Origin of the sequence: Arcticibacter svalbardensis MN12-7 (assembly GCF_000403135.1) — a bacterium.
Taxonomy (GTDB): domain Bacteria; phylum Bacteroidota; class Bacteroidia; order Sphingobacteriales; family Sphingobacteriaceae; genus Arcticibacter; species Arcticibacter svalbardensis.
In genome coordinates this window covers 1-11,305 of the sequence record NZ_AQPN01000039.1, presented here as the reverse complement: position 1 = coordinate 11,305, position 11,305 = coordinate 1, and the positions used below count along the sequence as shown (strand labels likewise).

General features: G+C 35.4%; 16 protein-coding genes and 2 pseudogenes. 2 read left to right on the top strand and 16 right to left on the bottom strand.

From position 1 onward, the window contains the following. Positions 1-143: 143 nt before the first annotated feature. Both ADIARSV_RS04390 and ADIARSV_RS20415 read left to right on the top strand, forming a co-directional pair. Positions 144-509 (top strand): annotated as a pseudogene (locus tag ADIARSV_RS04390) (glycoside hydrolase family 88 protein); the annotation flags it as partial. Positions 510-985: 476 nt separating this feature from the next. After that, a pseudogene (locus tag ADIARSV_RS20415) lies at positions 986-1,684 on the top strand (tyrosine-type recombinase/integrase). A 70-nt stretch (positions 1,685-1,754) separates the two neighbouring features. Here ADIARSV_RS20415 and ADIARSV_RS04380 read toward each other — a convergent pair. The 16 genes from ADIARSV_RS04380 to ADIARSV_RS04315 form a co-directional block, all read right to left on the bottom strand. Beyond that, positions 1,755-2,015 carry an ATP-binding protein gene (locus ADIARSV_RS04380; protein WP_016194190.1) on the bottom strand — a complete coding sequence of 87 codons (261 nt, stop codon included), beginning with the start codon at positions 2,013-2,015 and terminating at the stop codon, positions 1,755-1,757. A 69-nt stretch (positions 2,016-2,084) separates the two neighbouring features. Then, positions 2,085-2,783: an SCO family protein gene (locus ADIARSV_RS04375; protein WP_200864712.1), complete on the bottom strand. Its 699-nt coding sequence runs from the start codon at positions 2,781-2,783 to the stop codon at positions 2,085-2,087. Beyond that, positions 2,737-3,309: a toxin-antitoxin system YwqK family antitoxin gene (locus ADIARSV_RS04370; RefSeq protein WP_016194188.1), complete on the bottom strand. Its 573-nt coding sequence runs from the start codon at positions 3,307-3,309 to the stop codon at positions 2,737-2,739. Before ADIARSV_RS04370 ends, ADIARSV_RS04375 begins: the two co-directional genes overlap by 47 nt. Next, on the bottom strand, positions 3,309-4,157 hold the full coding sequence (locus ADIARSV_RS04365; protein WP_016194187.1) for a YHYH protein: 849 nt from the start codon (positions 4,155-4,157) through the stop codon (positions 3,309-3,311). The genes ADIARSV_RS04370 and ADIARSV_RS04365 overlap by 1 nt, the downstream gene beginning before the upstream one ends. 67 nt (positions 4,158-4,224) lie before the next feature. Beyond that, positions 4,225-4,878 carry a hypothetical protein gene (locus ADIARSV_RS04360; RefSeq protein ID WP_235048359.1) on the bottom strand — a complete coding sequence of 218 codons (654 nt, stop codon included), beginning with the start codon at positions 4,876-4,878 and terminating at the stop codon, positions 4,225-4,227. After that, positions 4,850-5,776, bottom strand: coding sequence for a YHYH protein (locus tag ADIARSV_RS04355; protein WP_016194185.1), 927 nt, complete (start codon positions 5,774-5,776; stop codon positions 4,850-4,852). The genes ADIARSV_RS04360 and ADIARSV_RS04355 overlap by 29 nt, the downstream gene beginning before the upstream one ends. A gap of 100 nt (positions 5,777-5,876) precedes the next feature. After that, the gene (locus ADIARSV_RS20960; protein WP_235048358.1) at positions 5,877-6,293 is read right to left on the bottom strand and encodes an SCO family protein; all 417 of its coding nucleotides are present in this window, start codon (positions 6,291-6,293) and stop codon (positions 5,877-5,879) included. Between the two features lie 207 nt (positions 6,294-6,500). Continuing rightward, positions 6,501-7,136: a toxin-antitoxin system YwqK family antitoxin gene (locus tag ADIARSV_RS20410; RefSeq protein ID WP_016194182.1), complete on the bottom strand. Its 636-nt coding sequence runs from the start codon at positions 7,134-7,136 to the stop codon at positions 6,501-6,503. Positions 7,137-7,145: 9 nt separating this feature from the next. Continuing rightward, positions 7,146-7,475: an EF-hand domain-containing protein gene (locus tag ADIARSV_RS04340; protein WP_016194181.1), complete on the bottom strand. Its 330-nt coding sequence runs from the start codon at positions 7,473-7,475 to the stop codon at positions 7,146-7,148. A 21-nt stretch (positions 7,476-7,496) separates the two neighbouring features. Then, positions 7,497-7,949 (bottom strand): YHYH protein, encoded by a 453-nt coding sequence (locus ADIARSV_RS22380; protein ID WP_016194180.1) that lies wholly within the window; start codon positions 7,947-7,949, stop codon positions 7,497-7,499. 191 nt (positions 7,950-8,140) lie between these two features. Further along, positions 8,141-8,281 (bottom strand): hypothetical protein, encoded by a 141-nt coding sequence (locus ADIARSV_RS22375; RefSeq protein WP_016194179.1) that lies wholly within the window; start codon positions 8,279-8,281, stop codon positions 8,141-8,143. A 104-nt stretch (positions 8,282-8,385) separates the two neighbouring features. Next, a complete protein-coding gene (locus ADIARSV_RS22370) occupies positions 8,386-8,583 on the bottom strand; it encodes a hypothetical protein (RefSeq protein WP_016194178.1) in 198 nt (65 codons plus the stop codon). Between the two features lie 23 nt (positions 8,584-8,606). Next, positions 8,607-9,464, bottom strand: a complete 858-nt coding sequence (locus ADIARSV_RS22365) for a hypothetical protein (protein ID WP_016194177.1) — start codon at positions 9,462-9,464, stop codon at positions 8,607-8,609. A 2-nt stretch (positions 9,465-9,466) separates the two neighbouring features. Continuing rightward, complete coding sequence (locus ADIARSV_RS04325; protein WP_152439767.1) at positions 9,467-10,021, bottom strand: hypothetical protein; 555 nt, start codon at positions 10,019-10,021, stop codon at positions 9,467-9,469. A gap of 396 nt (positions 10,022-10,417) precedes the next feature. Further along, positions 10,418-10,903 (bottom strand): periplasmic heavy metal sensor, encoded by a 486-nt coding sequence (locus tag ADIARSV_RS04320; protein WP_040299065.1) that lies wholly within the window; start codon positions 10,901-10,903, stop codon positions 10,418-10,420. Then, a complete protein-coding gene (locus tag ADIARSV_RS04315) occupies positions 10,890-11,171 on the bottom strand; it encodes a hypothetical protein (RefSeq protein WP_016194174.1) in 282 nt (93 codons plus the stop codon). The genes ADIARSV_RS04320 and ADIARSV_RS04315 overlap by 14 nt, the downstream gene beginning before the upstream one ends. Positions 11,172-11,305: the final 134 nt, after the last annotated feature.

The window sequence follows — 11,305 nt, the reverse complement described above, 5'->3', positions numbered from 1 at the left end:
GGCAGGTGTTTTTCAGCAATGATCGAGATCTGTACTAAAGCATTAATAAAGATAATGGCTGGTGTATCAAGCATACACCAGCCATTATCTTTGAATGTTAAAATTATATCGTTGAATTAGTCTTTTGAGTTTTTCAGCAAACCCTACTTAATAATAAAAATATGCCTGCAGATTTAATTCCTTATTGGGATTTTGATGCGCCAAATATCCCTAATGAACCTAGAGATGCTTCTGCTGCTGCTGTTATTGCATCTGCTTTGTATGAATTGAGTACCTACACTAAAACATCAAATAATTATTTTGCAAAAGCTTCCCAAATTGTAAATAATCTTACTATAAATTATGCATTTAAACAGGGTGATGGAAAAGGTTTTATTTTAAATCACAGCACAGGTTCAAAACCGTTTAATTCTGAAGTAGATGTACCGTTGAGTTATGCAGATTATTATTATTTAGAAGCATTAACCAGAGCAAATAGATTAAAAAATAAAGAAGCTGTAATTCAATAAATAATGAAAATCTATAAATTGATATTATGTATTATTCTTTTAGCGTTATTTAATCAGGCTGAAGCCTAGTTGTATATTCCGATGAAAATGGGCCATGTAATTCCGTGTCAAAATGACCAGTGAGTAAGCTGGCAAAGGGGGTTGAAAGATGTCTTACTTTTTTTAATAAAAGTAATAATTATTTTAGAGATTTATGAGTGATTTTTCGGTGAATCCTGATTCCTTTTTTTCTCATCGATTCACCTGTCTAAGAAAAAAAAGGTAAAATTGTCATGCCCTCAGCTATGACAGGCCAAATCCCTAGGTGGGGTCAGTATGATGCATTACTGGGGTCAGCATGACCAGAATATCCACTGGCTGGTTGATAATCAAGAAAATAGCATTTCCACCCGGAATAATAGGCTGGCAGCTATCCATTCCTTTGTTTCATACCTTCAGTATGATAACATTGAACACTAGATCAGTGGCAAAGAGTCATGGCAATCAAGAACTTAAAAAAAGAACATCAGACTCCAATGCACTTCACAAAGGAAGGGATAAAGCTACTATTGGAACAACCAGATAGTATACGTTATAAGGAGTTGAGGCATCTTGCGATACTTGCGTTGATGTATGATACAGGTTGTCGGGTGCAGGAACTGGTCGACCTAACGGTAGAGTCATTACGAATACAGAGTAAACCATACTCGATCAAGGTATAGGGAAAAGGGAGGAAAGTAAGAATACTACCACTTTCTGAGCATGTTGTTGCCATACTCAGGAAGTATTTGAATAGGTACCTTATTGACTACGAGATAAATAAAAAGAGGCCAATCTTCTGTAATAGCGCTGGAAATAAACTCACTAGGGCTGGAATAACTTATATCTTGAAAAAATATGCAGATATGGCTCGTGTAATCAATTCTGACATTATCCCTGAAATGGCCAGTTGTCATCAGCTGAGGCATAGCCGTGCAATACATCTGTTGCAATCCGGAGTAAACCTGATTTGGATAAGAGACTTGCTGGGGCATACTTCTATCCAAACTACAGAGATATACGCAAGGGTCGACTCAAAACAGCAAAGAGAGGCAATAGAACAAGCATCAGAATGCCTTACACCTCCTCAGGTTACTGGAGAATGGGTCGACAACCATAATATGATAAATTGGTTAAAAGGACTGGGTAAGAGATGATTATTATGTAAAGCCCAAATGTAAAGTAGTAACGTAATATGCCATAGATCTACAAACTTTACAATGGGCTTTACATAACGATATTCTTGTCATAACCCTGTAGCTCCATTCTATGTGTATCATAAACGATACGGTCCAGGATTGCATCGGCAATGGTTTTCTCACCGATAAGTTCATGCCATTTGCCGATAGGAAGCTGGAAAGTGATTATAATAGAGGATTTACCATTCCTGTATTCAATGATTTCAATAGTGCGGTCGGTTTTGGGCATCAACACATTATAGTCTATTAAGTAAAAGAAAAATACTTGAGATAAAACAGATGTTTGCATTATAATATCCTTTAGCTATGACTCCTAACCATGCTGGATGATCTTTAAATTAATTATAATATATAAATTTCATTCTTTCATCAATACCTTGATATCATCAACCACCCTTTCGATATCTGGCTTTTGTGTTGCATTATAAATTCCTCTTATCCTTCCTTTTTTATCAATGAGCAACATAGATTCTGTATGTAGAAATTCGTCTGAATTCTTTTGTAAACCAAGACCTTTTTCGGCAAAAAAAGAAGTTCTTGCAAGGTGATAAATCTCTTCTTTGTCTCCTGTTAACAAATACCATTTAGAGGGATTGATATGATTTCGCTTGGCATATTCATTTAATACTTTAACAGAATCTACCCATGGCATCACAGAGAAAGAAACCAATTTTATTTGTTTATTATTGATAAAACTATCCTGTAATGTTTTAAAATTATTGGTCATTTTAGGGCAAATACTAGGACAAATTGAAAAGAAAAAATTAGCTACATAAATATTACCGTCCAACGAATCTTTGGTAATAACATTACCTAGCTGGCTTTGTAAACTAAAGCTATCAATGGTATGGATTTTTTTATAACTACTATCTTTTTCATCAATCCATTCTGCATCAAAATCTGCGGTATTGTAAAAAGGCAAAGTCTCTTTTTTATTTGTAATTACTTTTTCACTATGGTTACACGAGTAAAGTAAAGTAAGCATCAATAATGATAAACCTAAAACTATTTTATTTTTGCATAACCGACATGCAGTCATACCTGCCAATAACTCCATAAAGTTTTCCGTTTTTAACTGTAAAATTATTAACTACTCGGCCGCTATCGTTCCAAGTTTTTTGCTTACCCTCTTCGTAACCATTTGCATATTGAAGACTTTGCCAAAGGTTGCCACTTTTGAAATAGCCCTTTTGCTCTCCTTCAAATTTGTCGTCTATAAAAAAATTTAATGCTGCTAACTTTCCGTTTTTATACCATATTTTATGCACACCATCCCGGTTACCATTTTTGAAATTTCTCTCATATCTTTTTTCTCCGGTTTCAAACCAACCATAAGCAATCCCGTTTTCTTTTCCATCAACAACTGGTAGTTTTCCGGTTATTACTTCTGCATTTTGCTCAATGATATATCCATTGGCTTTTTTGCCTTTATACATCCAAGTGCCATTTTGGTTATGTAAAGCAGTATCTGTTACCAAAATGTATACTTTAGGGGCAACCTTTACCGCGGATTGCCCCTTTGACTGCTTTTTTTGGTCGCAAGCTGTTAAACTTAATAAAATAAGAAAGGCAATAAATTTCATTAATTTACAGTTCCTTTAGTCCCATAATATTTACCCCCGTTAATCCATGGAGCAGCTTTCAAGAGCTCAGTATAAACACTTGAAGAAGCAGATATTACATGATAATGGTAAATTTTATCATTTGGATAATCTTCTGTTGCACTTACATGTCCGTTGTAAGCATCTAAAACTGAAGTTGTGATTTTAACACCGTTTTCATAAGGTCCGTAAACCGGAAAACCATCTAATAAAAACCCCATAAATGAGGAATTGCCATAAGTTGCCGTTAAAAATTTTGGTTCATAATGGTAATGATATTGCGCCCCAACATTAGTTGGTGTAGGATGACCTAAATACTGATCCGCATTGTTTATTTCTAATTCATCTAATAATGCTCCAACACCATTATATTGATTAAAATATACTACCCCATTTCTTGCGACACCAATTGGCCCCCCGGTGGTAGAGCTATGGGTACTTGAAACCACAGGATAACGTGGAAAGCGGAAAGTTAAATTTTGTGATAGTAAATCAGGGTCGCTTAAAAAACCATTTAAATTTATCTGCGTACTAAAGCTGGCGTTATCACCATTATAAGCTTCATATTTAGCATTTGTTGTGGCAAAAAACGGGCTTTTATGGTCTGGTACATCAGTTGTTTTAACTACAATAGTTGTTTGACTTGATGTATCTATTGATGTAACATTATACATTTTTGCATACAACCTAGAAAAATTATTAGTGGTTGTACCATCAGTACCAGCACTACTACCACTACTGCTGCTACTTTCAGAATCGGTGGTAGTGGTTTTTTTACAGGAATATACAAGTATGCATATTGCTAAAATAGGATATATTGCTTTTTTCATCTTGTTTTTAAGATTGTCTTTTAAAATTTAAAGGGATATTTTTTTTAGTTTATTCTTGTCGCTTTTTTTAAAGTGTTTTCTTCTTTTTAATCCTAACAAAAGCAATGATAGCACCGATTAAAAGCGCAGCCAAACCTAAAAGGATAATTGGATTTTGGTAGAAGGGTTTGCTGGTTTTTACAATTTCCCATTTATGATCTTCTACTTTAAATGTTGCTTCTTGCTGGTTATCTTTATTTAAAATGTATTGCTTCAACGGGATACCATTCAAGTTCAAGATGGTTTCGCATAGGTTATTCGACATATCTTTAAACAAAGCATTTTTAAGATGTAAAGAGTTGATGTCTTTTGGAATATTTACTAATTCACTAAATAAATTGGTTTCATGCCCCAATTGGATTTGCGTATTATTAAACTGAATAGTTTCACCGTTAATTTCTATTGAACATTTTTCTTTGAAAAGTTTTATAACTAACTGCCTAAACTCTTCTGGAGTTTTGTAAGCATCTTTACCGTAAATATAATCTACCTCGCCTTCAAATGCAGTTAAAGAACTTTTTATAAGTAGGATAGTTTTTCCATTCTGCTCATAAATCATTAAACTTGAGATATCAGGGTTATGAGCAGAAACTGACTTAAAACATAATAAAAAGAGTGCAGAAAAAACAATCTTTACGAGCGAAAAATACTTTCTACTTAACATAAGCACCTGCCAATCCATTAATAAAATTATTATTTCCTGCTTTATCTACATGGTAATGATAACCCCTTGTAGAGTCCGTATGTCCACGATTTGAGTCTAAATCCGTATATTCTGTTCCAGCTACACTTAACCTTTCATAAATCGCAAAGCCATCCATTGCATATCCAATCATTGCGGCATGACCATCGGTTTGAGCAATCTTTTTCGTTAAGCCTGTAGCGGCATGGTAATGATAACCAGCGGCTAAGTTAATATGTGCACCGTAATCATCAAAAGGTGCTATGGTATAAGCAGCTAATATAACGCTTACTGGTGCTGGTGCATCAAATACTACTCCATCAAAAGCAATCCCTCTGCTTGATGGACCTGAGGCTCCACCTGGCCCAGTAGCAAAAGTATAAGAAGAAGTTTGCTTTACAGGAGTTATAGGGATATAAAAAGTGTTTGTTACTGAAGATACATACGATGGCAAACATTCTACACAGTAGTTTTTATATTGAGCACCCACGTTAGGATTTGCTGCAGCAGCACAATCTGCCTGGGTTGCAGTTTTAGTGATGACACCTGTAGAAACATTGTACATTTGCCAAGTGGCATCATTATAAAAAGTAGCCAAATTCTTAATGAAAGCACCGTCAACATCATATACATTCCCACCTGACAACCATATCCCTCCTTTGGAAGCATCATCACTTATATTAGTTGGACACCAAGGCCCCATAGCGTGATCTGCTGGAATACTTTTAGTTACAATTTTGTAACATGGTGCAGTGGTCCCATTTGACAGGGTTTTATTCTCAGTTGTAATCACAACTGACCCTGTTGAAGTTAGGAAATTTGCAGCATCTACGGTGATTACTGTTCCGGTAGATGTGGTATCATCTGTAGATGTATTATCATCTTTTTTGCATGCCATCAATATGGTACATATTGATATAATGGTTAAGAGTTTATATCGCATAACTTTTATTGTTTCTTAGGTTATACGACCTGTTTTTATAAATCCTTCGGTGAATTTATTTTTCTTTCTGCAAAACTCTAATATCACTCTTTAGGGTAGCCATACTGCTAATATTAAGACTAGTATAAATGCCGCGTATATGGCGTTGCTTATCAAGCAAGACAAAATTTTCAGTATGTAAAAAAACACTGATGTCACTGTTTATTCCCAGGTCTTCCTCCACATAGTAATATTTACGTCCAAGATCATATATCTCGCTAACAGATCCTGTGAGCAATTTCCATTTGCCATAATTTACGTTTTTGTCTACAGCATATTTCTTTAATACCGGTATACTATCTCCTGCAGGCATTACAGAGTGAGAAATTAGCAATACATCTTCATCATTTAGAAATTCCTTTTGCAAATCGCCCATACTTACCGCCATTTTGGGACAAATGCCTGGGCAGGAGGTGAAAAAAAAATCTGCCACACAAATTTTCCCATCCAGATTTTTTCGTTGAAATTTTCCCCCTCCTGATCAATCAGATTAAATTTTCGTATTGCATGAAATGTCTTGGAGTTCTTCATTTCCCACTTGGGGGTGAAGTCAGCCGAATCATAATAAGGTAGCTTTCTTTCATTATCCTTACAGGAAAGAAAAACGCTTAAAAAGAATATGAATACAATATATTTCATTTTACTTTATAAATTTTTCGTCCTCCAAAGTGTAACATAAATTGGATTTTTGAATACCATAGCGAAAACCTTCCTTTACTTCATAATTGATATATATTTTCCCATTAGTTCGCCAGGCTTTTTGCATCCCATCTTCCTTGTCGTCTTTGAAATTTAGAAAGGCATAAGACTGACCGCTCTCATACCACTGCTTATTAGGCCCTTCTCTCTTGTCATTCAAATAATAAAATTCAAATTTTTGGTTCCCATTTTCCCAATATCCCACATGCTTACCAAAACTTCTGTTTTCTTTATAACTCCTGCTGTCCCTTAATTTTCCTGATTCATAATAGGTAGTGGTATTGCCGTGTTGCATACCGTTTAAATAACTCCCTAACATTTTCATTTTCTTATTTTCATAATTATCTTTTAGAAATCCTGAAAATAGTTTGTCATTTAAATAATAGTAACCGTTATTCAAATTCAGACCCTCATTATTCATTAGAATTGTATCTGTAGGAATACTAGCAGTATCCACGCTATAAGAAAAGCAAATCACTTCACCTTTTTTTATGGTACTTGAACAAGTAGTTATAAAAGCTAACCCAATCGCAGTTATGGTTATATTTAAGAAAAAATAAATTTTATTAATAACCATTATACTCTTTTATTGCATGCCTCCACTTGGCGGGCCACCTTGACCTTGCGCTGGTCTTTCTCCATTTGGCTTTGGCGCTTTTGCAAGTTCTTCCTTGGTTATGAATCCGTCTCCATTGGCGTCGATTTTAGAAAAGTCATTTGCTAACGGACCTTTTACTTCCGCTTTTGACAGTTTACCATCTTTATTGCTGTCCATCTGAGCAAATAATTCATCTGTAGATGGTGGCCCGCCATTTGGTTGTCCATTATTAGAATTTGCTTTCTTTGGTGATGAACAACTTACAATTGATGCAATAAGCATTGTTGTAATAACTCCTTTAAAAATTGTCTTTTTCATGTTTTTTTTGTTTAATACATTTTATTGAGTAAAAGTTCCTTTAGACCCATAATAACTACCTGCTTTTAAAATATAATACCCCGTATTCAGATAGTTTACATTACTGGCATGGTAATGATAAATACCGGCAGGAAAATCTTGTGTAGGCCCCGTATGTCCACCATATGAATCTAAAGCCGGATAAAATCCGGTTGTATCTTTCCTACCGTAAATAGGAAAACCATCTCTTAAAAATCCGACAAGTTTAGCATCATCCTGGGTAGTGTATCGGCCTGTGGTGTGATAATGATAATCCTGACCAGGGCCTGGGTGTGCTCCTGAATAATCAAAAGTGGTAATAGTCAAAGCATCAAGGGCTACATTGCCACCTTCTCTGTCGTTATATATAGGAACTCCGTTGAGGGCCATCCCGATAGGCCCCAGTGTAGTTTCTTCATGACTGGAAGTACTGCCCGGCTTAACAGGTATAGTCATAACATAATTATGAGCACTTATCGATGTATTTACGTTCGCATGATAACCACTTGGAAAATCTTCATATAAGGCATTTCCAACTCCCCAATATGGGGTTTTATGGTTGGGCAGCCCGGTACTTTTTAATGTTATTCCAGATGTGCCAACGGAGACCGTGGTAGTGCCTGTATAGTGGGACTGAACTACACCCGTTATATATCTACCGTTCCACTATTACTGCTATCGCTAGAAGTACTGCTTTTTGTGCAACTAAATCCTATCGCACTTAAAACTAATGCTCCAATGGGAATAAGGCTTAATGCTTTTTTCATAAACTTATTATTTGGCTTCATGGTACTTTATACGAGTTCACTTAATTAATCCTTCGTTGAGTTTAAGATATTTCTTAAATAATATTTAGGCACCAGAAAGAGTTCATTTTATACAGAAGTTTAATTTAAAATGAGGCAGAAAACCCACCTGTTTTTCCCCTAAATCCATTAATAAACTTATTTCCCCCGGCAGTCCCCACATGGTAATGATAGCCACGTACATGATCATAATGTCCCCTTAAGTCATCTAATTTATAAGGTTCTTTTCCCGCTTCATCTAAAAGTTCAAACATGCCATACCCATCCATAGCATAGCCAATCATGGCTGCATGTCCATCCTGCTGCTTTATTTTTTTGTTTTTCCAGTTGCAGCATGATAATGATAACCGGCATGTAGGTTAATATGTCCACCATTATCGTCTAATGGCGCAAGGGTATAATGTTTCAAAATGTCAGCGGTTGGAGCAGGTGGATCAAAATTCACTCCATTAAAAGCAATACCAATGGTGAATTCCCCTAGCCCTTGCGGTGGCCTTCCACCATCTGGGCGGCCACCATTCTTCTCTCCATCGGGAGGTCTGTTCCCTCCACCCCGTGGGGGTGGGCCAGCAAGGATGTTTTTATTGGCAATAGTCTTATTGGCTACTATCGGTCTTACCGGAATATAAAAAATTTGTTTCAACTCGTCTGAGTACGAAGGCAAGCATTGAACACAAAAATTTTGATAAGCGGGGTCTACATCTGGGCGAGCGGCGGCTTCGCAAGCCTCCTTCGTATCAGTAACATTAATGCTTCCATCTGCATTGTACAGCTTCCACTTGCTGTCATTGTAAAATTTCGCAAGATTTGCCACAAATGCACCATCTACATCATAAACCTTTCCACTTTCCATCCATATCCCACCTTTATCAGCACTGTCGTTTATATTGGTTGGACACCAAGGTCCCATGGCATGCTCAGAAGGTATAGACTTAGTCACAATTTTATAACATTCAGCAGTGCTACCGTCAGATAATTTGTGATCTACTTTAATTATGGGTTCAAGTAATCCTTCCTGAATAAAATAGTCCGGATTCACCTGTACAATAATCTCAGTTCCTTCTACGGCAGCGTTTCTATTTGAGCTATTGCTAAAACTGATTAATAAAACAAGTAGTAAAATTGAAAAAATTATAATTGTACTGGAATATGAAAATCTCTTCATGTTTATTTTTTAAAGAATTGGATATTTAACTTTGGGAAGTGCTTTATAAAAAAAAATAAAGCCGTGAGCAAGAGGACGCTTATGAGTGTAATCATTATCCATTTGTTAGTTTTTAAATCAGATGGATAATCGATAACGCTAAACCCCATCTGACTTTTTTTTAGGGATAGTTTATATTTATTTTCAGTGTTTAAAATAAAATTGCCTGCAGCTTTGCCAGACTGAAATATTCTGAAGATTGTATTTTGATCTCTTAGAGAGGAAAATGCATTAAACAAAACCGTAACGGAATCTAATTTGGGTACTACTTTGTTTATTTGGTAGTATATTTCTACTTCATGTCCAAGTTTAATTTTGGCAGTGTTAAGGAAAAGGGTGTCATTTCCGTTAGCTACAAATAGGCAACTATTTTGTATCAATTTATTGAGAAGATCATTAAACCTTTTTATGTCTATGTTTTGGGTATCTAACCCCAGGTAATTATTCTGCAAGGCCATCTGGCATGTTGCAAATGGAACAACGATAAATACGCCCCATTTATCCCCTTTTTCCTGCATAAGTGTTAGGGTAGCCAATTGTGGGTTATGGGCCTTAACGTTAAGGGAGAATAATACTACCGCGATAGCGGTGATCAAATATTTCATTGAATTATTACTTATAGTATGAGTTAACCAAGGGATAACTTTACCTTATTAAGGAAAATATGAATTTATTATTTATCCAGTTACATTCTTATACGAGAACGCATTGTTAATCCTTCGGTATTAGAAATAATAATAAGCGTTATTAATGAGCTTAAATGAAATTTTAGAAAACTACATGAAGTAAGTGGTTTTGCTACCCTTTCCACTATAAGTTGAAGCGAGGTGGGAATTTTTTTTTAAATCATGACTTAAAATAGTCCGTTAAAAGAAAAACATTTATGTTTGTTAACTTATCTTTATTCAAAGTAGCTATTCTCTGGGTGGCGGACCATCTTGATCGATACTTTTAGGCTGAAAAAAAAATCTTGCCAAATCTTTACTCAGCGCATTAAAATCTGCTATCTGATCGGCTCGACATATTTTTCTAATAGCCGCAAAATGATTATAGTGTAGCAGCTCTATCTGTTCTTGCAAATTGGAAAGCTTTGCTATCAAAACATCTTTAGCTTCAAAATTATCATTTGCCAAAGATCCGTAAAGCTGGTTTTTAATAACTGCAATGCTATCGTTGAACGCTCTCACTTTTATTTGGTGTTCTTTAATTAACTCTTCATATTGTTTTGTCTGTGAGGCAGAAAAATGTAGCCTTTTAACTATTATTTGCTTTGGGGCATCATTTTCCGGTCTCATTCCTTTGCCTTGCATAGGCCGTTTTAAAAACAAAAAACCTATTAACCCCAAATTTAAAATCAATAAGCCTATTACCCCTATAGTCAATAATTTAATTTTGCTCATTATATAAATCGTTTGAATTTGTCATTTGCATAGCACTTGCAAGCGTAGAAATATTAGTCCTTTCTTTAGTAATTACCTGATTATAGAATACAGATAAGTTTAATGCTAAAATCAAAAGTCCGGAAGCTGCAAAAGCCCAACGCCAAGGCATTGGTACAGACTTTTTCTTTTTATCTTTTATCCCTTGTTGGATGCGTGTGAATAAAAATGGAGGAACATCTACTTCCTGTATATTTTTTAAGCTATTTAATCTTTCTTCAATATCCATGTTTATTTATTTTACGATAAGTATTTTAAAATCCTTCGCTCTCTTTAATTTTTTTTGTAATTGAAACCTTAGCCCTTTGCAGTAAAGACTCTACGGCTTTTACACTATTATCCAAAATTTCGGCAACTTCTTTC